The 24,414-nt window shown below is 68.8% G+C and carries 26 protein-coding genes; 14 read left to right on the top strand and 12 right to left on the bottom strand.

Annotation, left to right across the window (positions count from 1 at the left end):
• Window positions 1-66: 66 nt before the first annotated feature.
• Window positions 67-375 (bottom strand): hypothetical protein, encoded by a 309-nt coding sequence (locus OG595_RS19220; protein WP_053742551.1) that lies wholly within the window; start codon window positions 373-375, stop codon window positions 67-69.
• Window positions 376-930: 555 nt separating this feature from the next.
• Window positions 931-2,298, bottom strand: coding sequence for a S53 family peptidase (locus tag OG595_RS19215; RefSeq protein WP_329273642.1), 1,368 nt, complete (start codon window positions 2,296-2,298; stop codon window positions 931-933).
• Window positions 2,299-2,880: 582 nt separating this feature from the next.
• On the opposite strand from OG595_RS19215, the gene OG595_RS19210 reads away from it, so the two are divergent.
• The 3 genes from OG595_RS19210 to OG595_RS19200 all read left to right on the top strand — a co-directional run bounded on the left by OG595_RS19210 (window position 2,881) and on the right by OG595_RS19200 (window position 4,148).
• Window positions 2,881-3,102: a hypothetical protein gene (locus tag OG595_RS19210; protein WP_329273641.1), complete on the top strand. Its 222-nt coding sequence runs from the start codon at window positions 2,881-2,883 to the stop codon at window positions 3,100-3,102.
• 37 nt (window positions 3,103-3,139) lie between these two features.
• Complete coding sequence (locus tag OG595_RS19205) at window positions 3,140-3,508, top strand: hypothetical protein (RefSeq protein ID WP_329273640.1); 369 nt, start codon at window positions 3,140-3,142, stop codon at window positions 3,506-3,508.
• 190 nt (window positions 3,509-3,698) lie between these two features.
• On the top strand, window positions 3,699-4,148 hold the full coding sequence (locus OG595_RS19200) for a hypothetical protein (RefSeq protein ID WP_329273639.1): 450 nt from the start codon (window positions 3,699-3,701) through the stop codon (window positions 4,146-4,148).
• 213 nt (window positions 4,149-4,361) lie between these two features.
• Here the strand turns inward: OG595_RS19200 and OG595_RS19195 are convergent, their stop codons facing one another.
• Both OG595_RS19195 and OG595_RS19190 read right to left on the bottom strand, forming a co-directional pair.
• Complete coding sequence (locus OG595_RS19195) at window positions 4,362-4,724, bottom strand: DUF397 domain-containing protein (protein ID WP_329273638.1); 363 nt, start codon at window positions 4,722-4,724, stop codon at window positions 4,362-4,364.
• Window positions 4,725-4,731: 7 nt separating this feature from the next.
• Window positions 4,732-5,577, bottom strand: coding sequence for a helix-turn-helix domain-containing protein (locus OG595_RS19190; RefSeq protein ID WP_329273637.1), 846 nt, complete (start codon window positions 5,575-5,577; stop codon window positions 4,732-4,734).
• Window positions 5,578-5,763: 186 nt separating this feature from the next.
• Here OG595_RS19190 and OG595_RS19185 point away from each other — a divergent pair, with 186 nt between their 5' ends.
• From OG595_RS19185 to OG595_RS19165, 5 genes are all read left to right on the top strand, one after another.
• A complete protein-coding gene (locus OG595_RS19185; RefSeq protein WP_329273636.1) occupies window positions 5,764-6,210 on the top strand; it encodes an ATP-binding protein in 447 nt (148 codons plus the stop codon).
• Between the two features lie 208 nt (window positions 6,211-6,418).
• Window positions 6,419-7,039, top strand: a complete 621-nt coding sequence (locus tag OG595_RS19180) for a Uma2 family endonuclease (RefSeq protein ID WP_329273635.1) — start codon at window positions 6,419-6,421, stop codon at window positions 7,037-7,039.
• Window positions 7,040-7,115: 76 nt separating this feature from the next.
• Window positions 7,116-7,925 (top strand): trypsin-like serine peptidase, encoded by an 810-nt coding sequence (locus OG595_RS19175; protein WP_329273634.1) that lies wholly within the window; start codon window positions 7,116-7,118, stop codon window positions 7,923-7,925.
• Between the two features lie 87 nt (window positions 7,926-8,012).
• Window positions 8,013-9,020: a C40 family peptidase gene (locus OG595_RS19170; protein ID WP_327700240.1), complete on the top strand. Its 1,008-nt coding sequence runs from the start codon at window positions 8,013-8,015 to the stop codon at window positions 9,018-9,020.
• A 311-nt stretch (window positions 9,021-9,331) separates the two neighbouring features.
• A complete protein-coding gene (locus OG595_RS19165; protein WP_329273632.1) occupies window positions 9,332-10,063 on the top strand; it encodes a phosphatase PAP2 family protein in 732 nt (243 codons plus the stop codon).
• Between the two features lie 184 nt (window positions 10,064-10,247).
• On the opposite strand, the gene OG595_RS19160 is transcribed toward OG595_RS19165, so the two are convergent.
• Window positions 10,248-11,807: an FAD-binding oxidoreductase gene (locus OG595_RS19160; protein ID WP_329273631.1), complete on the bottom strand. Its 1,560-nt coding sequence runs from the start codon at window positions 11,805-11,807 to the stop codon at window positions 10,248-10,250.
• Between the two features lie 395 nt (window positions 11,808-12,202).
• On the opposite strand from OG595_RS19160, the gene pstS reads away from it, so the two are divergent.
• From pstS to pstB, 4 genes are all read left to right on the top strand, one after another.
• Window positions 12,203-13,330 (top strand): phosphate ABC transporter substrate-binding protein PstS, encoded by a 1,128-nt coding sequence (pstS, locus tag OG595_RS19155; protein ID WP_329273630.1) that lies wholly within the window; start codon window positions 12,203-12,205, stop codon window positions 13,328-13,330.
• 122 nt (window positions 13,331-13,452) lie between these two features.
• Window positions 13,453-14,463: a phosphate ABC transporter permease subunit PstC gene (gene pstC, locus OG595_RS19150; protein WP_329273629.1), complete on the top strand. Its 1,011-nt coding sequence runs from the start codon at window positions 13,453-13,455 to the stop codon at window positions 14,461-14,463.
• Entirely contained in the window at window positions 14,460-15,518 is a 1,059-nt protein-coding gene (gene pstA / locus OG595_RS19145; protein ID WP_329273627.1) for a phosphate ABC transporter permease PstA, read from the top strand. The genes pstC and pstA overlap by 4 nt, the downstream gene beginning before the upstream one ends.
• 71 nt (window positions 15,519-15,589) lie before the next feature.
• Window positions 15,590-16,366, top strand: a complete 777-nt coding sequence (gene pstB, locus OG595_RS19140; RefSeq protein ID WP_329273626.1) for a phosphate ABC transporter ATP-binding protein PstB — start codon at window positions 15,590-15,592, stop codon at window positions 16,364-16,366.
• Between the two features lie 251 nt (window positions 16,367-16,617).
• Here the strand turns inward: pstB and OG595_RS19135 are convergent, their stop codons facing one another.
• On the bottom strand, window positions 16,618-17,616 hold the full coding sequence (locus tag OG595_RS19135) for an inorganic phosphate transporter (RefSeq protein ID WP_329273625.1): 999 nt from the start codon (window positions 17,614-17,616) through the stop codon (window positions 16,618-16,620).
• A gap of 7 nt (window positions 17,617-17,623) precedes the next feature.
• Window positions 17,624-18,244, bottom strand: coding sequence for a DUF47 domain-containing protein (locus tag OG595_RS19130; RefSeq protein WP_164321238.1), 621 nt, complete (start codon window positions 18,242-18,244; stop codon window positions 17,624-17,626).
• 214 nt (window positions 18,245-18,458) lie between these two features.
• On the opposite strand from OG595_RS19130, the gene OG595_RS19125 reads away from it, so the two are divergent.
• Entirely contained in the window at window positions 18,459-18,848 is a 390-nt protein-coding gene (locus OG595_RS19125; RefSeq protein ID WP_329273623.1) for a metal-sensitive transcriptional regulator, read from the top strand.
• A 35-nt stretch (window positions 18,849-18,883) separates the two neighbouring features.
• Here OG595_RS19125 and OG595_RS19120 read toward each other — a convergent pair whose 3' ends face one another.
• Both OG595_RS19120 and OG595_RS19115 read right to left on the bottom strand, forming a co-directional pair.
• Entirely contained in the window at window positions 18,884-19,072 is a 189-nt protein-coding gene (locus OG595_RS19120; protein WP_329273621.1) for a hypothetical protein, read from the bottom strand.
• Between the two features lie 163 nt (window positions 19,073-19,235).
• Window positions 19,236-20,081, bottom strand: coding sequence for a hypothetical protein (locus OG595_RS19115; protein ID WP_329273620.1), 846 nt, complete (start codon window positions 20,079-20,081; stop codon window positions 19,236-19,238).
• Window positions 20,082-20,202: 121 nt separating this feature from the next.
• On the opposite strand from OG595_RS19115, the gene OG595_RS19110 reads away from it, so the two are divergent.
• Window positions 20,203-20,391, top strand: coding sequence for a hypothetical protein (locus OG595_RS19110; protein WP_329283648.1), 189 nt, complete (start codon window positions 20,203-20,205; stop codon window positions 20,389-20,391).
• Here the strand turns inward: OG595_RS19110 and OG595_RS19105 are convergent, their stop codons facing one another.
• Genes OG595_RS19105 through OG595_RS19095 form a run of 3 tightly spaced genes read right to left on the bottom strand, consistent with a single transcriptional unit; the run spans window position 20,392 to window position 24,111 of the window.
• Window positions 20,392-20,811 (bottom strand): NUDIX hydrolase, encoded by a 420-nt coding sequence (locus OG595_RS19105; RefSeq protein ID WP_329273619.1) that lies wholly within the window; start codon window positions 20,809-20,811, stop codon window positions 20,392-20,394.
• Window positions 20,808-21,899 carry a CHAD domain-containing protein gene (locus OG595_RS19100; protein ID WP_329273618.1) on the bottom strand — a complete coding sequence of 364 codons (1,092 nt, stop codon included), beginning with the start codon at window positions 21,897-21,899 and terminating at the stop codon, window positions 20,808-20,810. Before OG595_RS19100 ends, OG595_RS19105 begins: the two co-directional genes overlap by 4 nt.
• Window positions 21,880-24,111 (bottom strand): RNA degradosome polyphosphate kinase, encoded by a 2,232-nt coding sequence (locus OG595_RS19095; RefSeq protein ID WP_329273617.1) that lies wholly within the window; start codon window positions 24,109-24,111, stop codon window positions 21,880-21,882. Before OG595_RS19095 ends, OG595_RS19100 begins: the two co-directional genes overlap by 20 nt.
• Window positions 24,112-24,414: the final 303 nt, after the last annotated feature.

The raw sequence follows: 24,414 nt of genomic DNA, 5'->3' as shown, positions 1-24,414 counted from the left end.
TTGGGAGGCAGAACCGGGCTCGCCCGGCTGTCCGACTGACGATGCGCCACGCACGGGTGGCGCCGGCTACACGGCCATGCCGTACACGATGGTGAAGAGGGTGCCGAGCGAGCCGATGATGAACACGCCCGTCAGGCCCGCGATGATGAGGCCCTTGCCCTGTTCCGCGCTGAAGGTGTCACGCAGCGCCGTGGCGCCGATGCGCTGTTTGGCCGCACCCCAGATCGCGATGCCCAGGCACATCAGGATGGCCACGGCCATCACGACCTGGACCATCGTCTTCGCTTCGGTGCCCAGGCTGCCGAAGGGGCCCCAGTCCGGAGCGATCCCGCCGATGATGGTGTTGATGTCGCCCTTTTCGGCCGCAAGCCACATGTAAGTCACCGCCCCTGTCGGGTAGTTCCGCGCGCCCCCTGCAGCAGTGCAGAGGTCAGGTCCATTCTCGCCGACAATGACGCAGTCTGATGTCGACTTGACGTCATTCATTGGCGGGATTCGTACGAATACCTTGCCACCGCCTCTCGCGGCACCCTATGGGGGGAGCGCGGGACGGTGTGCGAGGGGTTGAACGGATCGTATGGTCACTCTGTGTATCACGGCTGGTTACGCCGGGCAATGAGGTGTGGGCGGAACCTGTGGTGTGGTCCCGTCGTTAGCCACCCATGGTCACCTGTGGGCACTGATGCCCAGGCCGTGACCACCGGTAAGGTCACGGACCGCTTCTGACGGTCCGTATCCAAGTCCAGGCTATCGCGGACCTCGGACATGGCGACGGGCCGCGGCTGGTAGCCGCGGCCCGTTCCCCAGTGCCCGCCGGTGGTCCCCACGACCTCCGGTGGCGTTTGTGTGTTGAGTTGCGTAGATGAGCTACGCATTGGCTTGATCTGGTGGTTCCAGGTCAGCTGGTCGGACTGGTCGGAATGGGACTGGTCAGCCGGTGAAGGCGGTCAGGCCCTGCGGGGTGCCCCAGCCGGTCGGGCCGTCGTAGCCGGTTCCGGCCGTGCAGTAGTAGCTCGTGGTGCAGGTGCCGTTGTTGCCCGAGGTCACATCGTTGAGGGCCGAGGTGCCGGCCTTCGTGTAGGGGAACGAGGCAGGGTAGGAGCTGCTCGACGGGGTGCCGGCGAGGGCGTAGACGCCCGCGATGATCGGGGAGGAGGCGCTGGTGCCGCCGTAGGTGACCCAGCCGGACTCGCCGTAGGTGTCGTAGACCGAGACGCCGGTCGCGGGGTCGGCCACGGCGGAGACGTCGGAGATCATCCGCTTGGTGCAGCCGGTGTCGGTCTGCCAGGTCGGCTTCGCGTCGTACGCGGAGCAGCCGGAGCCGGTGCCCTCGGTGCTGCTGGTCTTCCACACGGTCTCGGTCCAGCCGCGGGTGTTGGAGGCGGTGGACAGCTTGGTGCCGCCGACGGAGGTGACGTACTTGGAGGCCGCCGGGTACTCGGCGCCGTAGTCCGCGTCGCCCGCGCTGACCGTGATGGCGACGCCGGGGTGGTTGAAGTACGAGGTGTCGTAGCTGGTGTCGGAGGACGACTCCGAGCCGCCGTAGCTGTTGGAGACGTACTTGGCGCCCAGGGTGACCGCGCGGTTCACGGCGGTGCCGAGGTTGGCCATCGTGGCCGAGGTGGCCTCGACCAGCAGGATGTTGCAGTTCGGGCAGGTCGCGCTGGCCATGTCGAGGTCGAGCGAGATCTCACCGGCCCAGCCGCTGTCGGCGGCGGGGAGGGAGGTCGTCGAGCCGGTCTGGCTGACCTTCTTGAAGCAGCCGTTGGCGACGGTGCAGGCGGAGAGGCCGTAGTACGAGCGGTAGGCCGCGAGGTCGGCCGCCGCGTTCGGGTCGTCGTACGCGTCGACGATCGCGATGGTCTCGCCGGCGCCGTTGGAAGCGGCGGCGGAGGTCAGTCCGTAGGCGGACTGGATGTTGCTGGGGCCGTAACCGGTGGGGGTGGCCGAGGCGGCGTTCGGCTTGATGGTCCCGGGCGCGGTGCCCTTCCTCGCCGCCTGCTCCTCCTGGAATGCGGTGGTGCCGCCGGTGACGCGCAGGGCGTTGCAGGAGGCGAAGCCCTTCGCCGGGGTCGCGTCACACTGGTTGGTGTAGCTCACATGGGCCTTGGCGACCTGCGCGGCGATGGTCTTCGCGCTGACCTTGGCGGTGACCTTCGAGGTCACGGGGGTGGCGGCGCCGGCCTGGGCCGCGGTGCCGAGTCCGGCGAGAGCGAGCGCGGCCGTGGCTACGGCGGCGGTGCCTATGCGGCGCCATCTGCCGTGCGTGGACTGGCTGCTGGGGGGTGACGTACGCAACGTACAGCCTCCTGTTAGGGGGTTGGCAGGGGCAGTGCGGGTGGGGGTCTGCCGCCGGTGCGGTGTCCCCGGCGGCGGGTTGGCGGCCCGCGACGACCATCGCTTGTTGAGTACGTGACAACAAGACGGGTTGCGGAATCCTGACTTCCGCGTGACTGAAGGGGGTTGCTGGGTTACCGATCACTGACGGGGTGATGGGTGGGGGGAGGGGGTGGCTTGACTGTCGACACAGGTGATCCACAGCCTGTGCACAGAGATGTGCGGGGCGTGGATGGGGGTGCGCCTGGGCTTAATGGGGGTGTGTGGGGTGGTTTGGGGGCTGGCGGAGGTTCAGGTAAGGCTTGTAGAGCGCCTGTTGCCGGGGGTGGTGAGGCGGGTGCTGAGGGGTGGCGCACCGCAGTCGTGGTGGATGCCGGGGCGTGTGCTTACGGTGGTGTCGGCCGATGTCGACACCGGTGCCGGGGTCGGGGCGGTGTGGATGGTGTGGCGTCCAGAGGCCGTTGGGGCGCGGGAATACGTCGAGTACCTGGAGTGGTACGACAGGCGGTGACGGTCCCTGGGGGGAGGGGGGCCGGTTCTTCGGTGGACGGTCCAGCCGGCGCCGATGTCGACGTGATCGAGGTTCGCGGCGGCTCGGGGTCGCTCAGCCTCGGCCGGCGGCTCGATCCGCCGCGCTCCATCGAAACGGCTCTGTGGATCGCCTGCGTTCAGGCGTATTTGGGGACGGATGTCGGCCACATCCTCGTCGGCGAACGCCGGTTCGACGGCCCTGTCCTCGTGAAGCTGCCGTTACCCGTTCTGTAGCGGAGCGTGACTGACTTCCGAAGTCCGTAGCAGGGGCATGCAGGTTGACGCGGTTCTCGAACTCGTGGCGGGCCTTGCGCTGGGCCGGGACCGCCTCTGTGCCGTCGAGGGCTTGGCAGAGGCCGAGGAGCCGGCGGTGGATCGCGGGCACGGCGGTGCTGCGCAGGGTGTAGCCCTGGCCGCGCCGTACGGTCACGCCCTGGTCGAGGACGGCGTGCTCGGCGGGCTCCAGTTCGGCGGCGCGGAGGAAGTCGGCCACCTTGCCTGGCGTGTCGAGGATGACCGGAAGCTCAGGGGCCGGGGCGGCCGGCGCGGGGTCGTGAGGGTCCGCCATGACCCCGGACGTTCTCACAACTCAGTTCTCAGAACGTGGTGTCGGCCGCTCTTGCGTGAGAACGGGTTGTGAGAACAGATCTGGCGCCGGTGCGGTCTCTCCGGAACCCTGTTGATCTTGCTCTGGGAAAGGGCCGTTTATGAGAACGATGGACGGGGACCGCAACCCGGAATGTGTCGACTCGCTCGACCCACTGCAGTCTGCGTCGGCCGGCTGAGGAATTTGGTTGCGGAAGATTGTGCGGATGCGGTGATACTCCGTCATGAGTAGAGATGCCGAGGTCATCGTGCTTGCCCGTTGGTCGGACGAGGTCATGGAACCGCTGACCCAGGACGACCCGGAACGCACGTGGCGAGGCCGCTTCGTCCCGATCGCGGGGCACTGGGGCTATGAGTTCGGGTGGGCCCTGGAGTTCGAGAAGGTGCGCGCCCGCAAGGGTCTGCTCAAGCACCTGGAGTCGCTGCCGTGGCCGCATCCGCACACGGTGCAAGTGCTGCTTCGTGACCAGGACGACGACTGTTTCGGGCTGTGGATGTTCCAGGAGGACCGGCTGGTGGAAGTCACGATCTCGCGCACCGAACGTTTCCACCAGCCGGCACCGCCCAACGAAGACTTCGAACCCGACCCGGGCATGCTGCTGCGCACCGACCAAGACAGAGCCCTGCCCGACCAGACCCCGGCAGCACTCCGCGACACCCGCCCACCCTGGTAGACCCCGAGCCCGACCTACGACGATGCGCTGAGGGGACGCAATGACGTGCGCATTTACTCGCAGGGCAGCGAACACAGAGATGTACCAATGCCCGGCGCACTGAGGGCATCCGCAAAGCTCCCTGCCGGGCCATTGCGCACGGAGAGCCCAGGACGTACGTGGGCTCGGGTGCGGGGGGAGCTGGGCGAGCCCGAGGAGTCCTAGGGGGGCGGCTCAGGCGAAGTGGTCGAACTCGCCTGCTTGTACGCCCAGGACGAAGGTGTGCCATTTGCGGCGGTCGGTGGTGACGACCGTGTCGGGGGCGGTGGTCGAGCGGACACGGACAGGGGCGTCGAGGGCTTCGCCGAGGGTGACTTCGATCGCGGGGACGGTTGCCCCAGGTGGGGGCGTGTCCGCCTTCAGGGTGGTGAGGAGGGTGTGGAAGGCGGCGGGGGTTGTGGTGAGTATCGCTCCGGTGGGGTCGCCGGATTCGGTGAGGTGGATTTTGCGGGGGGTGGTGGGGGTGGCGGCGATGTGTATGCAGGAATTGCCCTGAGCGCAGTAGGACGACTTCTGCCAGGTGAGCTCTGGTGCCATTGATTCCTCACAGGTCCATGGTGATCTTGTGGATGAAGTCCCGCGACTCTGCGGGCGAGAGTGCGCTGGCCTCCATGCGGTCGAGGAGTACGCGGTACTTGTCGAGTTGGGCTTCGGAGTCGAGGAACGCCGGGCCGTGGGACTGGTCGAGGTTGACGGTGGCGAGCTGTGGCACCGGGCCCATGGAGTAGTAGACGGACTGGCCCGAACCGGGGAACGTGCCCGCGTCGAACGGGATCACATGGATGGTGATGTGTGCCCGATCGCTCATGTCCAACAGGTGCTGAAGCTGTTTGCGGGTCACGGAGGTGCCGCCGAACTTCATGCGTAGGGCGGCTTCGTGGATGATCGCCTGCTGCGGTGTCGGGGGCTCCCGGTAGAGCACTGCCTGGCGTTTCACGCGGAACGACACACGGTGCTCGATGTCCGGGGGTGACATCTCTGGTACGTCCTGGCGGAAGATCTCGCGTGCGTAGTCCGTGGTCTGGAATAGGCCAGGGATGTGTACGGTCACGGCGGTGCGCAGGTGTGTTGCATGGTGCTCGACCTCGGCGAGGTCGAGCAGTACGGCGGGGAGAATCTCCCGGTACTCCTCCCACCAGCCCCGCCCTCGTTCGGTTGCCATGTCGCTGAGTGCCTCTACGAGGGCCTTGTCGCCGCAGTCGTAGTGGCAGGCCAGAGTGCGGACGCGGTCCGGACTTACCCCGGCTCGTCCGGCTTCGACGTTGCTGATCTGGTTCTGCTGCACACCCAGCAGTCGGCTCGCCTGAGTCGAGGACAGGCCGGCGCGCTCTCGGAGTTTGCGCAGCTCGGTGCCCAAGCGAAGTTGACGACCCGTCGGGTTGCTTCTCACGGGTGTCCCGCCCTCCTCGTCACCCGCACGGGTGATTGATCAGTGCTTTCACGAGATTCGTATAAGACCTTTTATGGATCGCGCTACTTTGCATCTCAGGCGCCCCCACCCAGAAGCACACCGCTCGACGGAGCGACGAAGTCACTGGGCAACCGTCCAACTCCCCTCAGTGATCGGAGATTTCCGATGGCCACCGTATCGCCGCCCTGCAACTACACCCTTCAACTCCCGCGCGATCCACGCTCACCGGGTATCGGCCGCGCGACCGTGCGGACCGTACCGGCCGTCCTCGGGCTCGGCGAAGCCATCCCTGCCGCCGAACTTGTCGCGTCCGAACTGCTCACCAACGCCCATCAGCACACCAAGGGGCCGTACGCCCTGCGCATCGTCCAGCTCGGCGAGCCGGGCCGGTTCCGGGTGGCCGTCTGGGACACCGATCCGAGGATCCCGCCCGGGTTCGGGGCCGACGGCGCCCCCGTCGTCGTACCTCCGGCGGACGGTGAATGCGGCCGGGGGCTTCATCTCGTGCGGGCCTGCGCTGACTCGTTGGGTGTGTCCGTGCTGCGGGAACTGGGGGCCTCGAAGGGCGGGAAGCTGCTTTGGGCGGAGTGTCAGTGGGGTGACCTAGAGTGATGAATTCCGATCGGAGTGTGATTGAGGGGGCGGTGTGAAGCAGGCCGAACAGCGGCGCAAGGGGGCCCCGTGCGCACGTACGGGCCCTGAGGTCGAGGCGGGGGAAGGAGCCGCACAGTACGGTGGATTCGACGCTGAGCGGGATGTCGGACCTCCCACCGACCCCGTTCGCGCAGCCGCAGAGGTGGAGGAACGGAGGCAGCGAGCCATGTCCGTGTCGCCTGGTGCCTCCATGTATCCGCGCCCCCGGCCGGGGAATCTGCGCGAGATCGCCGAGAAGATCGAGGACGCGACGGGTCTGCGGGTGCAGATCCTGGGAGGAAAGCTCGTGATGTCCCCTACTCCGCGTGGAAAACACGCGGGTGTGGTCAAGCAGGTGCGTCGGCAGCTTGAGGCGGTGGCTCTGCCTGACGGTCTGGACGTGTACGAGGTGTCCTCGATCGCGCTGCCCGAGGATCCGGACGACTACGCGACGCCGGACCTGATCGTGCTGCCCGTCGAATGGGAGGAGGACGACGACTGGCTGGCCGACGCCGCGGACGCCGCACTCGCCGTCGAGGTCATCTCCCAGTCCGAGAAGTCCCGGGACATCAGGGACAAGGCCGACTGGTACGCCGTCGTTCGCGTGCCTGTTCTCTTCGTCATCGATCCCAGAAAGGGCACCTGGGCCCTCCACACCCACCCGGACAACGGCGCCTACCGTGATGTGCTGCCGGGCAAGTTCGGGGAGTCCGTTCCGCTGCCCGAGCCGTTCGGCGTCGAGATCGTGACCGACGGCTTTCCCGTGTACGGCGCGGCTCCGCGGGCGGTCCACAGATCCGGGGGATGACCCTTATACGGGTTCACGGCGAATTCTCAGCGAGGAGCCGTGCCCCTCTTGCGTTCGCGCGTCACAGTTGCCCCTGATGAAGCGCCTCACTCGTCCCCGTGGCAACCGGTGGCACGCTCTGCTTCCCGTCGTCGCGCTGCTCGCCGTCACCTCCGTCTCAGGTGCGGCCCACGGCAGTGCCGTCACCGAGCCCCTCGGTGTTGCCGGTTCGGCCCGTGCCGCCCATACAGTGCCGCGCAGTGCCCGGGTGGGGGCCCTGTTCAGCGGGGATCTGGAGGGCGGGCACTTCTGTACGGCTTCCGTCGTGCGCAGTGGTGGGCGGGATCTGATTCTTACCGCCGCTCACTGTCTCAGCGGAGACGGGGACACCGATGTCGTCTTCGCGCCCGGGTATCGGAACGGGCGGGCGCCCTACGGACTGTGGCGGGTGACCAGGACCTACGTGCCGAGGGCCTGGAGCGATCGGTCCGACGAGGACAGCGACTTCGCCTTTGCCGTCGTCGCGTCGAAGGGCGGGCGCGATCTTGAGGACGCCGTGGGGGCGAACGTCCTTGTCACCGGGCGGGCGACCGGGGTCAGCGATGTCGTCGTCACTGGGTATCCCAACGTGCTGGAGGCGCCCCTCAGCTGTACCAACCGGCCCACCGGGCAGAGCCGTACGCAGCAGCGCATCGACTGTCCTGGCTTCACCGACGGTACGAGTGGAAGTCCCTGGGTGGACAGGGAGGGTGAGGTCGTGGGCGTGCTCGGGGGGTTCGAGCAGGGCGGCTCGACCGATGACGTGTCCTACAGCGCGGTTCTGGGGCATGCGGCTGCCTTGTTGTACGGGGAGGCCACCGGCTACTCCGACTCCTCCGGCTCTTCCGACCCTTCCGGCTCCTCCTGACGTGCGGCGTGTTTCGTCGTGATCATCCCCGGGTGTGGGTAGCCCCTCTACACTGACGTGGGCGTACTCCCGGGCGGTGAGGGGCGGTTGACGGTGCGTAAGGCATGGATCGTGGCGAGCGTTGCCGTCGGTGGCACCCTCAGCTTCGTGATGCTGCTCGTCGTGGGTGTCTACCTCGTCGCCGGGAACGTCGCCGGCGGGGTCGGGAGCGGAAGCGTCGCGCTGGCCAAGGGGGCCGTGCCGGCCGCCTATTCGGCGCTCGTGCAGAAGTGGGGCAATCTGTGCCCCGCCATCAATCCCGCCCTCCTCGCCGCACAGCTGTACCAGGAGAGCGGATTCAATCCGAATGCGAAGAGTCCGGCAAAGGCGGAAGGGATAGCGCAATTCATCCCCGGAACCTGGGCCTCGCACGGAATCGACGGCGACGGTGACGGCGACCGCGATGTATGGGACCCGAATGACGCGATTCCATCGGCCGCGTCCTACGACTGCGAGCTCGCCTCCTATGTGAAGGACGCGCCCGGAGACCCCACGCACAACATGCTCGCCGCCTACAACGCGGGGGCGTACGCCGTCATCAAATACGGGGGCGTACCGCCGTATGCGGAGACCCAGAACTATGTGAAGACCATCACCACGCTACAGACGAGTTTTGCGGCCCCTGTGGGCCGCGTCGACCCCTCAGAGCAGGCGGCCGGGGCGATCAACTACGCCCAGGAGAAGCTCGGCACGCCCTACCTCTGGGGTGGCACCGGTACCGCTGAGCAGGGCGGACGCTTCGACTGCTCCGGGCTCACACAGGCCGCTTACGACAGCGTCGGCATCCAGCTGCCGCGCGTCGCCAACGATCAGTACAACGCCGGGGCGCATCCCTCGCGGGACGAGCTGCTGCCGGGTGACCTTGTCTTCTTCTCCGACGATCTCACCAACTCCCGGGCCATCCGCCATGTCGGGATTTATGTGGGCGGCGGCTACATGATCGACGCGCCGCGGACCGGGGCGGTCATTCGGTTCGATCCGATCGACACCCCCGATTACTTCGGAGCGACGCGGGTCACCGAAGATGGCGCGAAAGCGTTGCCCACGGCGGTGTGAGCGCAGCGTGAAACCAAGCCCTGAGCTGCGGCGATGTGTCTCTCTTCGATAACGTCTGCGTGATCATTCGGTGGAGAGTGGAACGTATTAACGGAGTCCGTGCGTTCCTGTTGGAGTAGTGGATTCGCCGGTGCCCTGATCGGGCGTCGCGTTTGTCGTTCTTGTTCGTGTGGTCCTTGTGGTCCCCGTGGTCCTTGTGGCACGTGTCAAGAGTTGGCGGCGGTGGGTCCCTGCATCACGGGGTGAGCGAGCAGGAGTGGCGCACGGAATCAGTGCGCTCCGGAACATCACGACGAAGGGGCCGTAGCACCATGGCTGGACTCGCCGAAACCGGGTCGAACCCCGACGTCGACCTGCTCTACGACATCAACGGCCTGGCCAAGGACGCGCCCCGGTGGTTCGACCGCGTGGTCGAGATCGTGGGCGAGTACGGGCTGTTGGTCGCCATGGTGCTCGTCGTGGTCTGGTGCTGGTGGAGTGTGCGGCGGCGGGGTGCGGACGATGCGGCCGTGTCCGTGGCCGCGTTGATCTGGGCGCCGCTCGGTGCGGCGGTCGCCGTGCTCGTGAACATTCCGATACGGGGGTTCGTGGAGCGGCCCCGCCCCTTTCTGGATCATCAGGGGCTTGAGGTTCTTGTCTCCGGGAAGACCGACTACTCGTTCGTGAGCGATCACGCGACGATCACCATGGCGATGGGCGTCGGACTGTTCGTCGCCAACCGGAAGTTCGGGCTGGTGGGGATAGGGCTCGCGGTGGTCGAGGGGTTCTGCCGGGTGTACATGGGGGTGCACTACCCGACGGACGTGGTGGGTGGGTTCGCGCTCGGGACGGCTGTGGTGTTGCTGTTGTCGCCGCTGGCTATGGGTCTTCTTACTCCGGTCACCCGGGCTGTTGAGGGGTCGAGTTGGGGTGGGGTGCTGATTCGGGCTCGGGGGGCGGGGTCGGGATCGGGTGTGGGTGCGGGTGATGGGGCTGCTGTGGTTCCTGGAGCTCGGGGGGCTGGGGCGGAGGCTGGGGCTGAGGAACGGGGCTTGGCGGCGTAACGGGGTGTTTCTCGCCCCCGCCGCCCCTACCCGTCCCGTCCTGTTCCTGGGCGCTGCACCCCCGGGCCCCCGCTGTCGGCCCTGAAGGGGCCTTGTCCTCAAGCGCCGGACGGGCTGGAATGCCCCAGCCTGGGCTGGGATGCCTGGGCCTGGGCTGGAGCGGCCGCCGGGGGGGCCGGTCCTCTTACAGGGCCTGGGGGTAGGTGAACACCCGGTTCGGGTCGTACTGGTGCTTCAGTTGCTGGAGGCGGGGTGCCGCGTCGCCGTAGTACGCCTTGCGCCAGTTTCGGAGGGTGGGGTCCGTGTAGTTCTGGTAGGCGGCGCCCGAGGCGTGCGGGGCCATGGCGGTGTGGGCCGATGTCAGCCAGGACTGGGCCGCCCTGCCCTCCGTACCCGCGCGCCAGGACACGATGTACTGGGCCAGCATGCGGCTGCGCCGGTGGACGAATGCCGTCGCCGTGGGCGAGACCCTGTTCACCGCGCCCCCGAGTGCCGTGAACGCGATGCTGCCCGAGCCGCCCTGGACCGAGGTGATGCGGGAGAGGAGCGTCTGGATGCCCGCCGGGGAGAGGGAGCGGTCGAAGAAGTCCGAGCGGGCCGCGTAGGTCTCCCTGCCGAGTGCGCCCTGCGGGGAGCGGCCGGGGGTTCGGCCCGGCAGGTGGCACTGGGCGTCCGTCGCGAAGGACGAGCAGCCCGCGTACACCTCCATCGCCTCCTCGTACGAGCGGCGCTTCAGGGAGACGCTCGTGGCCGAGGAACCGATTCTGTCCGCCAGGCGGTCCACCGCGTTCTGCAGCTCCGTGTACGTGCCGAGGGAGAACGCCGAGACGGAGATGGTCGGGGTGCCGCCGGCCGCGTTCGCCACGTGCAGGGACGACCAGATCTCGTCCGGCTGCGTCGGACCCCACTCCTGCCAGGCCTTCATCACCGCCGCCGCCTTCCGCCACGGCCAGGACATGTACGCCGCCACCGCCTGGGGGGCGGGGTGGGTGCGGAAGTGGAGTTCCGTGACGATGCCGAAGTTGCCGTTGCCCGCGCCTCGCAGGGCCCAGAACAGGTCCTTGTTGGTTGTGGCGTTCGCCGTCAGCTCGCGGCCGTCCGCCGTGATCAGCGTTGCCTGGGTGAGGCTGTCGCAGGTCAGACCGTATGCACGGGACACCACTCCGTGGCCGCCGCCCAGCGTCAGGCCCGAGACTCCGACCGTCGGGCACGAGCCCGCCGGGATCGTGACGCCCTTCGCTGTCAGGGCGCGGTAGACGTCGATCAGTTTCGAGCCCGCTCCTACTACCGCTGTGCCGCCGGCCGCGCGGACGCGGTTCAGTTTCGACACGTCGACGATCAGGCGGCCGTTGCCCGAGGACCAGCCCGCGTACGAGTGGCCGCCGTTGCGGATCGCCACGGGGACCGAGTGGGCACGGGCGTACGACAGGACCGTACGGATGTCGTCGGCGTGGGCGACGTACGCCACCGCGGCCGGCCGGAGTCCGTCGAAGCGGGTGTTGTAGAGCTGCCGGGCCGATGGCCAGGAGGCGTCCCCGGGGCGGACGAGCGGGCCGTCGAGGTCGCGGCCGAGGGCCGTCCAGCCGGCGGGGGCCGAGGCGCTCGTGGCGGTGAGGGGGGTCGTCCTGCGGGGTGAGGTGGCGGCCGTGTCGTCGGCGTTTCCCTTCGCGGCCGTGCACGCCGTCGCCGTCGTCATCGCCGCCAGGGCGGCCACGCCGCCTCCCATGAACATACGCCGGTGCATGGTGCTCCCCTCGGTTCCTCCGTTTGGGCCCGTGTCGGCTCCCGTCGAACGAGACGGGTTCCATGCATGGTGGGTTCCCTCGGCCGTCGCGTTTGCGGAAGGAAGGGGAAGGCGGTATTCCGGGCTTGTACAACAGAATCCGGTTGGCCGGGGCCGATCCCCTGGTCGGGACCCACACGTGTTCTCCCCGTGAGCATTCCGTGACCTCACCGCACCGACCGCAGGGGTTCACCCTCCGTTCACCCGCGCCCGTAGGTGGCTTCACCTGATCTGCCTACTTTCGGCCTTACCGGTGCTGCGTGTGTCCTCCTGGGCGCCCCTGCGCCACTCATTCTTCGCGACCTCGCACGCCGCCGGATTTCAGGACGGCGGCTCCTGGAAGGAAACACTCGACAGTGAAGCTTCAGCGCATGAACCGGCGGGCCCTCACCCTCGGTGCTCTCGCCGTCTCCGGCGCCCTGGCCCTCACGGCGTGCGGCTCCGACGACACCGGTACCGACACGAGCGCCAGCGGCGGCGCCTCCACGGCGGCCAACAGCTCCATCAAGTGTGACGACGCCAAGGGTCAGCTGCTGGCAGACGGCTCCTCCGCGCAGAAGAACGCGATCGACGCCTGGGTCAAGGCCTTCACGGCCGCCTGCCCCGGTGTGCAGATCAACTACAAGGGCGGCGGCTCGGGCGCCGGCGTCACCGCGTTCACGCAGGGCACGGTCGCCTTCGCCGGTTCCGACTCGCCGCTGAAGCCCGACGAGGTCACCGCCTCCAAGCAGGTCTGCACCGGCGGCACCGGTATCGACCTCCCGGCGGTCGGCGGAGCCATCGCGCTCGCCTACAACCTCCCGGGTGTCGACAACCTGGTCCTGGACGCGCCCACCCTCGCGAAGATCTTCGACAGCAAGATCAAGACGTGGGACGACGCCGCGATCAAGGCGCTCAACCCGACCGCGACGCTGCCGAGCACCAAGATCCAGGCGTTCCACCGCTCCGAGGACTCCGGCACCACGGACAACCTCACCAAGTACCTGATCGCCACCACCCCCGAGAACTGGAAGTACGAGGGCGGCAAGGCCTGGCAGGCGAAGGGCGGCCAGGCGGCCTCCGGTTCCAGCGGCATCGCGGCGCAGGTCAAGCAGACCGAGGGCGCGATCGGCTACATGGAGCTGTCGTACGCCAAGGACCTGTCGACCGTGGGCATCGCGACCGGCGCCAGCGCCCCGGTCAAGCCCTCCTCGGACTCCGCCACCAAGGCCATCGCGGCCGCCCAGGTGGTCGGCACCGGCAGCGACCTGTCGCTGAAGCTGGACTACAAGACCAAGGCCGAGGGCGCGTACCCGATCACCCTGGTGACGTACGAGATCGCCTGCGACAAGGGCAACAAGGCGGACACCCTGCCCGCCACGAAGGCCTTCCTCCGCTACATCACCAGCGAAGAGGGCCAGGGAATCCTGAGCGGGATCGACTACGCGCCGATCCCCGCCGACATCATCGCCAAGGTTCGCACCACCGTCGAGAGCCTGGCCTGATCTGAGAGTGCGGTCGGGTTCCGCCGCCGGCTTCCGCTGCCGGCGGGACCTGACCGCACCGTCCGGTGCACCGCCGCCAGGAGCCGCATCCCCGGGTGCGGCCCCGCAGACCGGAGAACCCGATGGACATAACCACCAAGAACCCAGAGACCACCCCACCCGCAGCCCCGCAGCCGCCCACGGCCGAGGAGAAGCGCGCCGCCCGCGGCGCCACCCGCCTCGGTGACCGGATCTTCCTCGGTCTCTCCCGCGGCTCGGGCATCCTGCTGCTGGCGATCATGGCCGCGATCGCGATCTTCCTCACCTATCGCGCGTTCATCGCCATCAACAAGGACGACGGCAACTTCCTCACCACCTTCGAGTGGAACGCGAACCTCAACCCGCCGGTGTTCGGCATCGCGGTCCTGGCCTTCGGCACGGTGGTCTCCTCGATCATCGCCATGGCCATCGCGGTCCCGGTCGCCGTCGCCATCGCGCTGTTCCTCACGCACTACGCCCCGCGCAGGCTGAGCGGTCCCATCGCATACGTGATCGACCTGCTCGCCGCCGTACCGTCCATCGTGTACGGCCTGTGGGGCGCCCTGGTCCTCGTACCGAACATGAACGGCCTCTTCGGCTGGCTGAACGACTACCTCGGCTGGACCGGCATCTTCTCCTGGGAAGAGGGCGCGCCCCGCTCGATGCTGACCGTGGGCATCCTGCTCTCGATCATGATCCTCCCGGTCATCACGAACGTCAGCCGTGAGGTGTTCCGGCAGACCCCGCGGATGAACGAGGAGGCCGCGCTGGCCCTCGGCGCCACGCGCTGGGAGGTCATCCGCATGGCGGTACTGCCCTTCGGCCGCTCCGGTGTGATCTCCGCGTCGATGCTCGGCCTCGGCCGCGCGCTGGGCGAGACGATGGCCGTCGCCACCGTCCTGTCCCCGAGCTTCCTCATCCAGACCAGCCTGCTCGACCCGGGCGGCGGCACCTTCGCGCAGAACATCGCCGCCAAGTTCGGTGAGGCGTCGGAGTACGGCCGTGACGCGCTCATCGCCTCCGGTCTGGTCCTGTTCGTCATCACTCTGGTGGTCAACGGCGCGGCCCGCGCGATCATCGCCCGCCGCGCCGAGTACTCGGGGGCCAACGCATGAGCACCGTCGTAGCCGAGAAGCGCCCCAGCACTCTCCAGGGCGCCAGGCTCCCCAAGTGGTTCCCCTGGGCCCTGGCCGGCGCGTCCGTCGCGCTCGGGGTCGGCATCAGTTTCGCCGCCGGCCTGGACAGCAGCATCCAGTGGGGCCTGATCGCCGCGATCCTCTTCGTCGTCGGTACGTACGTCATCGCCTCGCGCGTCGAGGGCAGCCGGCAGGCCAAGGACCGCATCGCGACCTCGCTGGTCTGGGTCGCCTTCCTGCTCGCCCTCGTGCCGCTGGTCTCCCTGCTGTGGACGACCGTCTCGCGCGGTGTGAAGGTACTCGACGTCTTCTTCCTGACCCACTCGATGGGCGTCGTCTCCGACAACGAGCCGGGCGGCGGCATCTACCACGCCATCATCGGCAGCCTGGAGCAGGTCGGACTGGCCACCGCGATGGGCGCGCCGATCGGCGTACTCACCGCGATCTACCTGGTGGAGTACGGGCGCGGCTCGCTGGCCAAGGCGGTCACGTTCTTCGTGGACGTCATGACGGGCATCCCGTCGATCGTCGCGGGCCTCTTCATCCTGAGCCTCATGCTGCAGTTCGACATGCAGCCGTTCGGCTTCGCCGGTTCGCTGGCCCTGGCGATCCTGATGATGCCGGTGGTCGTCCGTTCGACGGAGGAGATGCTGAAGCTCGTACCGAACGAGCTGCGCGAGGCGTCCCTCGCGCTCGGCATCCCGAAGTGGCGCACCATCCTGAAGGTGGTCCTGCCGACCGCCATCGGCGGTATCACCACCGGCATCATGCTGGCGGTGGCGCGTATCGCCGGCGAGACGGCCCCCGTGCTGCTCCTGGTCTTCGGCAACCCCTTCATCAACAACAACCCGTTCGAGGGTGCGCAGGCCTCGCTGCCGCTGTACATCTACCAGCAGTACGCGAACAGCGGTGGTGCGGAGGCGGCGTACGACCGCGCCTGGGCGGCGTCGCTCACGCTGATCGCCTTCGTGATGATCCTCAACCTCGGAGCTCGCGGTATCGCCCGCTGGAAGGCTCCGAAGACAGGTCGCTGACGCGGCCGTTTCGACAGCGACCTCGCGTCGGCCAGGTGGCCGGCCGCCCCTCGAAAGAAGCAGTGATACCCATGGCCAAGCGAATCGACGTAAGCGGCCTCAGCGCCTACTACGGCTCCTTCCGCGCGATCGAGGACATCTCGATGACGGTCGAACCGCGCTCGGTGACGGCCTTCATCGGCCCCTCCGGCTGCGGCAAGTCCACCTTCCTGCGCACTCTGAACCGCATGCACGAGGTCACTCCCGGCGGGCGCGTCGACGGCAAGGTCATGCTCGACGACGAGAACCTGTACGGCACCGGGGTCGACCCGGTGTCGGTACGGCGTGAGGTCGGCATGGTCTTCCAGCGCCCGAACCCCTTCCCGACGATGTCGGTCTACGACAACGTGGCGGCGGGGCTGCGGCTGAACGGCTCGTACAAGAAGTCCGAGCTGAGCGACATCGTGGAGAAGTCGCTGAAGGGCGCGAACCTCTGGAACGAGGTCAAGGACCGCCTGAACAAGCCCGGTTCGGGCCTGTCGGGTGGCCAGCAGCAGCGTCTGTGCATCGCGCGGGCGATCGCCGTCGAGCCCAAGGTGCTGCTGATGGACGAGCCCTGCTCGGCCCTCGACCCGATCTCCACGCTCGCGATCGAGGACCTGATCGGTGAGCTGAAGGAACGGTTCACGATCGTCATCGTGACGCACAACATGCAGCAGGCGGCGCGTGTCTCGGACCGTACGGCGTTCTTCAACCTCGCGGCGGTCGGCCAGCCCGGCAAGCTGATCGAGATCGACGACACGGAGCGCATCTTCTCCAACCCGTCGGTGCAGGCGACGGAGGACTACATCTCGGGCCGCTTCGGCTGAGCCGACGCCGCCCGGACGTTCTTCGTACGTCCTCCCGTATACCCCTCGCGGTGCTGCATGGCGGTGCCACCGTGAGGTCGAATAGGGCCCGCCCCCGGAGCTTCCTCCGGGGGCGGGCCCGTTCGTGTGTGCGTGGCGGTGGCCGGTGGTGTGCCGGGGGTTCCTCGCCCCCGCCGCCCGTGCCCGTCCCATCCTTCCGGGGCTCCGCCCCAGACCCCGCTCCTCGAACGCCGGAGGGGCCGAAACACCCGCTACAGGAACGCCAGGTGCACGACCCCGTAGCCGACGGCGGCCACCGCCGCCGCCGCGGGCATCGTGATGAACCAGCCCATGACGATGTTCTTGGCGATTCCCCACCGGACCGCCTTCACCCGCTTCGTCGCGCCCACGCCCATGATCGCCGAGGTGATGACGTGGGTCGTGGAGACGGGGGCCTTGAAGAGGTAGGCCGTGGCGAACATGATCGACGCGCCCGTGGTCTCCGCCGCGAAGCCCTGGGGCGGGTCCAGTTCGATGATCTTGCGGCCCAGGGTGCGCATGATGCGCCAGCCGCCCGCGTACGTGCCCAGGGACAGCATCACCGCGCAGGAGATCTTGACCCAGATCGGGATCGGGTCGCCGTAGTCCTCGACGTCGGCGATGACCAGGGCCATCACCACGATGCCCATCGTCTTCTGGGCGTCCTGGAGGCCGTGGCCCAGGGCCATGCCCGCCGCGGACACCGTCTGGGCGATACGGAAGCCGCGCTTGGCCTTGTGCGGGTTGGCGCGGCGGAAGATCCACATGATCGCGGTCATCACCAGGTAGCCGGCCAGGAGGCCCACCACCGGGGAGACGAACATCGGGACGACGACCTTCTCCAGGACGCCGTCCCAGTAGACCTTGGTGCCGCCCGCCAGTGCCGCCCCCACCATGCCGCCGAACAGCGCGTGCGAGGAGGACGAGGGGAGGCCGAAGTACCAGGTGACCAGGTTCCAGGTGATCGCGCCCACCAGCGCGGCGAACAGGATCGCCATGCCGGAGGAGCCCTTGGGCGTCTCGATCAGGCCCTCGCTGACCGTTTTCGCGACGCCGTTGCCCAGGAAGGCGCCGATCATGTTCATCACCGCGGCCATCGCCAGGGCCGCGCGGGGGGTGAGGGCGCGGGTCGACACGGAGGTCGCGATCGCGTTCGCCGAGTCGTGGAAGCCGTTCGTGTAGGTGAATCCGAGCGCGACCGCGATGGTCACGATCAGTGCGAAGGTGTCCATGAAGAGGTCAGGACTCCTTGACGGCGATCGTCTCCACCGTGTTCGCCACGTGCTCGAAGGCGTCCGCCGCCTCCTCCAGCACGTCCACGATCTGCTTGAGCTTCAGCACCTCGATCGCGTCGTACTTGCCGTTGAACAGGTGGGCCAGAAGCTTCCGGTGGATCTGGTCCGCCTGGTTCTCCAGGCGGTTCACCTCGATCCAGTACTCCGTCAGGTTCTCCATCGTGCGGAGGTTCGGCATCGCCTCCGCCGTCAGTTCCGCCGCCCGCGCCAGGACCTCGATCTGCTGCTCGACGCCCTTGGGCAGTTCCTCCACGTTGTAGAGGACGACCAGGTCGACGGCCTCCTCCATGAAGTCCATGATGTCGTCGAGCAGCGAGGCGAGTTTGTAGATGTCCTCACGGTCGAACGGCGTGATGAACGAGGAGTTCAGCTGGTGGAAGATCGCGTGTGTGGCGTCGTCACCGGCGTGTTCCGCGGCCCGCATACGCTCTGCGATCTCGGCCCGGCCGGAGGCGTCCGCCCCGAGCAGTTCCATGAGGAGTCGCGAGCCCGTGACGATGTTGTCCGCGGACGCGGCGAACATGTCGTAGAAGCTCGTCTCCCTGGGGGTCAGACGAAAGCGCACGTGAGGTCCTCGGAGTCCTTCGGTTTCGGTCAGGCTGATGCTAGGCGCAACATCCGGCCACGGCTAACGGGTCGTCCCCCAGTGTCGCCCATCGGTCGGCGTGGACTGCACGGTGGTCTACACCGGCCCTATACCCAGCAAAGTTGGTTACGATATACCCGGCAGGGGTATATTGACGCTTTTGTGTCTGATGTTTGTTCAACGGGAGGACGCGATGACGACCACCGAGGCCGGCGCGGAGACGCCCGACGTGGTGACCGGTGTGGGGACGGGCGTGGGCACTGATGCCGGGACCGCGGTGGTGACCGACCACGACCGGGGTGTGCACGGGTACCACCATCAGAAGGACGAGCATCTGAAGCGGCTGCGCCGGATCGAGGGGCAGATTCGCGGGCTCCAGCGGATGGTCGACGAGGACGTCTACTGCATCGACATACTCACCCAGGTCTCGGCCTCCACCAAGGCCCTGCAGTCCTTCGCGCTCCAGCTCCTGGAGGAGCACCTGCGGCACTGTGTCGCGGACGCGGCCCTCAAGGGCGGTACGGAGATCGACGCGAAGGTGGAGGAGGCGACCAAGGCGATCGGCCGTCTGCTGCGTACCTGAGCCAGCCCGGCCGACCCCTTGGCGTCCGTCTCTTTTCAGCCACCCGGCGTGAGCTTGCGCCCCTCGCGCTCCTCCGTCACCCGCAGCACCTCGTCGATGCTCTCCAGGCTGAGCCCTTCCTCGCCGGCCGCCGAGGCCGCGATGATCAGGTCTCCGCACAGCTCGATCTCGGCGAGGGCCACGTGGTCCTGAACCGCCGTACCGCCGACCGGTGCCACGTGCATCACCTCTTCTCTGCCGTCACCGCTCCCTAGAGTAGGTAGCGGGCCACACACCGCGCATGGCACGGACGGGCTAGTCCTTGCGCTACGGCGGACGCAGCCGGGCCGTGCCGGGTTGCCCGCCCGGCCCACTCTCCTCGGCCGTCCCGTTTTCCGTACGCCGGTCTCACTGTTCGGCGATACGGCCCGCGTAGATGTCCGCAGGCCGCGGCAGCCGTACGTGCACGGGGGCCCCGAAGTCGTACAGCAGTGTCGTCGAGGCGACCGCGACCGTGTCCTTCTGCTGCCCGTTGACGAAGCTGAACCGGTGCAGGACCTTGCGGATGCGGCCCGCGTCGTCCAGGTAGGCGTCGAAGGGGACCCGGGCCGTGGCGAACCCTTTCGCCGCCGCTTCCAGCGGGCCCCTGTTGCCCGGCGAGGCGCTCTTCGCGGCCTCGGCGAGGTCGGCGGTGCCCCGGTAGTGCCGTACCTCGGTGCCGGAGACCCGGGTCCGGCCGACGTACGTCGCCTCGCGCGCCCCGCGCAGCACCTCGGCGGCGGCGAACGGGTCGGTGGCGCCGCCGGTCACCAGGTTGCCGTCGGACAGGGTCGCCGTGTCCACCCGTACCCACTTGTCGGCGGGGACGCCCGCGCCCCGGTTCTTCATGAACAGGGCGCCCGGGGCGAGGAGTTCGGTGATCGGCCGGTGCGGGCTGGCGCCGGCCGGGTCCTGGGGGAGCAGCACCTGCAGGTGGCCGAGCTGTTTCGTGTAGTCGTAGACGCCCTTGCCCCGGATGGTGACGCGGGTGCCGCCGGTGGCCATCTCCATGGAGGTGGTGGTGCGGGAGGTACCGGCGTCGACCAGGGTCGCGGCGGCGCGGTGCAGGACGCGGACCGCGTCGCCGGGCGGGCGGTCGTCCGTGGTGGCGGCCCCGTCGTCGCGTGTGCAGCCGGTGGCGCAGATCAGGAGACCGGTCGTCGCGGCGGCCATGACGACTGCCCCGCCGCCCCGCCAGTGTCGCCGCCGGTCCATCGCCGTCCACCCCCAAGCAGGGCCGTCGGTCCACGGCCTCCGTCGTTCCGCTTAACGAGGGGTGGGGAAGGTCGTCACGCGGATGCCGGTGCTTTACCCGGGGATGGGTACGGTTGAGGGTGTGGCGCAGCACGACCGAAGCGAACAGGCGCAGTTCCCCGACGAGCACTCCGTTTCCATGGTGGAGCACGGGCCGTTCTGCTTCGCCAGATGTGTCTGCGGGTGGCGCGGGCCGGCCCGCCGGGCCCGGAGCCTGGCCCGGACGGACGGCAAGGGGCATGTGGGCGACCCGTCCCGGCCGGTCCTGTGACTACTTCCGCGGCAGGGCCAGCAGTTCGTCGACCAGGTCCTTGTCGCGGGGCTGGGTGAGGCGTTCGCGGGCCGCCGCCGGGGGCAGCCACAGGACGAGGTCGACCTCGTCGTTCGGGGTGAAGGCACCGGCCGTCGCCTCCGCCGCCCAGTAACTGACCTGCTTGGGGCGGCCGTTGACCTCGTAGTGGGTCGTGCTGAGGGGAGACCCGGGGGTGGCCCGGTAGCCCGTTTCCTCCTCGACCTCGCGCAGTGCCGCGGCGAGTTGCTCCTCGTCGCGCTTCAGGTGGCCCTTCGGGTGCGACCAGTCGTCGTACTTCGGCCGGTGGACGAGGCAGATCTCCAGGCCGCCGTCCAGGGGCGAGTGACGCCACAGGACGCAGCCCGCCGCGAGCGCGGGGTGTTCACCGAGGGACGTCACCTTGTGCTCATCGCCTTCTTCTCCCAGGACTGCTGGAACGCGAACCGGGCCGCCTCGACCTCGTGACGCTGGTCGGCGTGGAGCACGCCGAGCGCGTACGCCGTCGCCGGGGCGATGCGGGGGGTGCGGGCCGCCGCTGCCGCCGCCGCGGCGGCCTCGGCCGCGTCCCGGTGCCGGTTGAGCGCTGTCCCGGCAGCCAGCATCCGTCCGTCGACGCAGTCCCGGGCCTCGGCGCCCTCCAGGAGCTCGTGCGCGTAACGGCGCAGGCGCAGAAGGAGGCGTACGTGGTGCCAGGGGGCGTCCTGGGGGTGCGGGGCCGGGTCGGGGGACAGGCCGTGGACGAGGGCCTCGGCGTTGTAGGGATGACCGGCGGTGAGGAGGGGGAGGGCGGTGACGGCGTCGCAGAGGCGTTCGTGGGCGGCGGCGGCGAGGGGGCGCAGGTCGATGGGGGTGGTGGCCGCGGTGGGGGTGAGGGGGACTTCGCTCGCGAGGACCGCGACGTTGTCGGCCACCGCGTGGAAGCGGCTCGATCCCAGTGCCTGGAGGGCCGCCGAGTGGGACCGGGTCCGGGCCAGGGTCAGTTGCCGTTCGAGCAGGGCGCCCGCTTTCGCGGCGCCCACGGTGAGGTTGCCGCGGTCCGTGGTGGCCGCCGGGTGGGACCGGGGGCCGGCGTTGGCGGACCCCACGGTCAGCTGTGCCGGGAAGGGTGCTGCCCCCGACAGCCGCTGCAGGGCCAGCAGCAGGCGTTCCAGGCGGGCCGCGTACGCGTGCTCCCTCGCCAGCGTGCCTGACAGCCAGGCCAGTTCGGGGTGCATCGTCTCCGACCAGGTGGGGTCGAGGAGCGGGCGGAAGGTGTGCAGGGTGCCCGTGATGCGGCGGGCCGCGTGGCGCAGGGCGCGGGCCGCGTCCACGGGCTCCTCGCCGGGTGGGGCGGCGGCGGAGCCCGTGCCTGTCTCCCTGTGCAGGCGCAGGGCGCGGAGGAACTCCGTCGCCTGCGCCCGCAGGTAGTCCGCCAGGGCGTCGGGGGTCACCGGCCCGGCGGGTCCGGCCGTCGTGGGGTCGGTCGGGTCAAGGTGTCGCTGTGCCACGCCTACGCCTCCGGGCGTCTATGAGCATCTCCTGGACGTTCCGCAGTGGGTGGCCCTCGGAGTCCGTCGCGTGCCGGGTCCATTCGCCGTCCGGGCCCAGGTGCCAGGACTGCGTGGTGTCGGACATGCCGGTTTCCAGCATCCGGTTGATCGAGGACCGGTGTGCCGGGTCCGTGACCCTGACGAGTGCCTCGATGCGGCGGTCGAGGTTGCGGTGCATCATGTCGGCGCTGCCGAACCACACCTCGGGCTCGCCGCCGTTGCCGAAGACGAAGACCCGGGAGTGTTCGAGGAAGCGGCCGAGGACGGAACGGACCCGGATGTTCTCGGACAGCCCCGGGACTCCCGGCCGTACGGCGCAGATGCCGCGCACCCAGATGTCGCACGGCACGCCTGCCTGGGAGGCGCGGTAGAGGGAGTCGATGAGGGCCTCGTCCACCATCGAGTTGACCTTGATACGGACATACGCGGGGCGTCCGGCGCGGTGGTGCTGGACCTCCTTGTTGATCCGCGAGATCAGGCCGTCCCGCAGGGACTTGGGGGCGACGAGGAGCCGGCGGTACGTCTCCCGGCGGGAGTAGCCGGAGAGGCGGTTGAACAGGTCCGACAGGTCGGCGCCCACCTGCTGGTCCGCCGTCAGGAGACCCAGGTCCTCGTACAGGCGGGCCGTCTTGGGGTGGTAGTTGCCGGTGCCGACGTGGGAGTAGCGGCGCAGCGTGTCGCCCTCCTGGCGGACCACCAGGGACAGCTTGCAGTGGGTCTTGAGGCCGACGAGGCCGTAGACGACGTGGCAGCCGGACGCCTCCAGCTTCCGCGCCCACTTGATGTTGGCCTGCTCGTCGAAGCGGGCCTTGATCTCGACGAGGACGAGGACCTGCTTGCCGGCCTCGGCGGCCTCGATGAGGGCGTCGACGATCGGGGAGTCGCCCGAGGTCCGGTACAGGGTCTGCTTGATGGCGAGGACGTCGTCGTCGAGCGCGGCCTGCTCCAGGAAGGCCTGGACGGAGGTGGAGAAGCTGTCGTACGGGTGGTGCAGGAGCACGTCCCGTTCGCGCAGGGCCGCGAAGATGTCCGGCGCGGACGACGACTCGACCTCGGCCAGGTCGCGGTGGGTGCCGGCGATGAACTTGGGGAACTTCAGCTCGGGCCGGTCGAGGGAGGAGATGCCGAAGAGGCCGGTGAGGTCGAGGGGACCCGGCAGCGGGTACACCTCGGCCTCGCTGATGTTCAACTCCCGTACCAGCAGGTCGAGTACGTACCGGTCGATGGACTCCTCGACCTCCAGACGCACCGGCGGCCCGAAGCGGCGCCGCATCAGTTCCTTCTCCAGGGCCTGGAGGAGGTTCTCGGCGTCGTCCTCCTCGACCTCCAGGTCCTCGTTGCGGGTGAGGCGGAACGCGTGGTGCTCCAGGACCTCCATGCCGGGGAACAGCTCTTCGAGGTGCGCGGCGATGACGTCCTCGATGGGCACGTACCGGCTCGGGGAGGCCTCCAGGAAGCGGGACAGCAGCGGCGGCACCTTCACGCGCGCGAAGTGGCGGTGTCCGCTCACCGGGTTGCGGACGATCACCGCGAGGTTCAGGGAGAGGCCCGAGATGTACGGGAAGGGGTGCGCCGGGTCGACGGCCAGCGGGGTGAGGACCGGGAAGATCTGGTGGCGGAAGAGGGTGAACAGACGGGCCTGCTCCTTCTCCGTCAGCTCGCTCCAGCGGACCAGGTGCACGCCCTCCTCGGCGAGCGCCGGGGCCACGTCCTCCTGGTAGCAGGCGGCGTGCCGGGCCATCAGCTCGCGGGAACGGGCCCAGATCATCTCCAGCACCTCGCGGGGCTGGAGTCCGGACGCGGAACGGGTGGCCACGCCGGTGGCTATCCGGCGCTTCAGGCCGGCCACCCGGACCATGAAGAACTCGTCCAGGTTGCTGGCGAAGATCGCGAGGAAGTTGGCCCGTTCGAGGAGGGGCGTGTTGGGATCCTCGGCCAGTTCCAGCACCCGCTCGTTGAACGCGAGCCAGCTGCGCTCCCGGTCGAGGAAGCGGCCCTGCGGCAGCAGCTCGCCGTCGTAGGGTGCCTCCTCGTACTCGTCGAGGTCGGCGTCGATGTCGGGTTCCAGGTCGGAGACCACGGCCGACACCGTGTGCGGGCGGTGGGACGTCAGGGAACCGACGGACGGCTGCGCGTGCTGTACCTGCGACTGGGCGTTTGGCTGGCTCATGACCCCATTGTTCCGTGCCTCGCCCGGTACGGGCGCGTCGGAGCGCGCGGGCGGGAGCGCGGCGGGGCCGGGCCGGGCCGGGCCGGTCCCGTTGATGCCCTCTGGGGGCGGCGAAGGCTCAGGCACGGCGGGCGTCATTGGGTGAGCCTCGCAAGCCCGGCTGAATCACTGGTTACGGGGACATGACGTGCGGGATATCGGGGGGCGGCTCGCGGGTGCGGGCGGGTGAGCGGGGAGGGTGGGCGGGGAGGGTGCGTACGCCCCTTCTCCCCTGTGGAAGGGGCGTACGCGTGTCGGTGCGCC

Origin of the sequence: Streptomyces sp. NBC_01451, assembly GCF_036227485.1 — a bacterium.
In the GTDB taxonomy this organism is placed as follows: Bacteria; Actinomycetota; Actinomycetes; order Streptomycetales; family Streptomycetaceae; genus Streptomyces.
Note: the sequence above shows the minus strand (reverse complement) of the source record. Positions and strands in the feature narration are given on the sequence as shown.

Bases quoted from the DNA above. Each gene is read 5' to 3' on its own strand.
- OG595_RS19160 (WP_329273631.1), bottom strand. From the start codon at position 11,807: ATGCACCGGCGTATGTTCATGGGAGGCGGCGTGGCCGCCCTGGCGGCG.
- OG595_RS19200 (WP_329273639.1), top strand. From the start codon at position 3,699: ATGAGTAGAGATGCCGAGGTCATCGTGCTTGCCCGTTGGTCGGACGAG.
- OG595_RS19115 (WP_329273620.1), bottom strand. From the start codon at position 20,081: ATGGACCGGCGGCGACACTGGCGGGGCGGCGGGGCAGTCGTCATGGCC.
- OG595_RS19180 (WP_329273635.1), top strand. From the start codon at position 6,419: ATGTCCGTGTCGCCTGGTGCCTCCATGTATCCGCGCCCCCGGCCGGGG.
- OG595_RS19175 (WP_329273634.1), top strand. From the start codon at position 7,116: ATGAAGCGCCTCACTCGTCCCCGTGGCAACCGGTGGCACGCTCTGCTT.
- OG595_RS19195 (WP_329273638.1), bottom strand. From the start codon at position 4,724: ATGGCACCAGAGCTCACCTGGCAGAAGTCGTCCTACTGCGCTCAGGGC.
- OG595_RS19135 (WP_329273625.1), bottom strand. From the start codon at position 17,616: ATGGACACCTTCGCACTGATCGTGACCATCGCGGTCGCGCTCGGATTC.
- OG595_RS19095 (WP_329273617.1), bottom strand. From the start codon at position 24,111: ATGAGCCAGCCAAACGCCCAGTCGCAGGTACAGCACGCGCAGCCGTCC.
- OG595_RS19220 (WP_053742551.1), bottom strand. From the start codon at position 375: ATGTGGCTTGCGGCCGAAAAGGGCGACATCAACACCATCATCGGCGGG.
- pstA (WP_329273627.1), top strand. From the start codon at position 14,460: ATGAGCACCGTCGTAGCCGAGAAGCGCCCCAGCACTCTCCAGGGCGCC.
- pstB (WP_329273626.1), top strand. From the start codon at position 15,590: ATGGCCAAGCGAATCGACGTAAGCGGCCTCAGCGCCTACTACGGCTCC.
- OG595_RS19165 (WP_329273632.1), top strand. From the start codon at position 9,332: ATGGCTGGACTCGCCGAAACCGGGTCGAACCCCGACGTCGACCTGCTC.
- OG595_RS19120 (WP_329273621.1), bottom strand. From the start codon at position 19,072: ATGCACGTGGCACCGGTCGGCGGTACGGCGGTTCAGGACCACGTGGCC.
- OG595_RS19205 (WP_329273640.1), top strand. From the start codon at position 3,140: ATGCAGGTTGACGCGGTTCTCGAACTCGTGGCGGGCCTTGCGCTGGGC.
- OG595_RS19125 (WP_329273623.1), top strand. From the start codon at position 18,459: ATGACGACCACCGAGGCCGGCGCGGAGACGCCCGACGTGGTGACCGGT.
- pstC (WP_329273629.1), top strand. From the start codon at position 13,453: ATGGACATAACCACCAAGAACCCAGAGACCACCCCACCCGCAGCCCCG.
- OG595_RS19185 (WP_329273636.1), top strand. From the start codon at position 5,764: ATGGCCACCGTATCGCCGCCCTGCAACTACACCCTTCAACTCCCGCGC.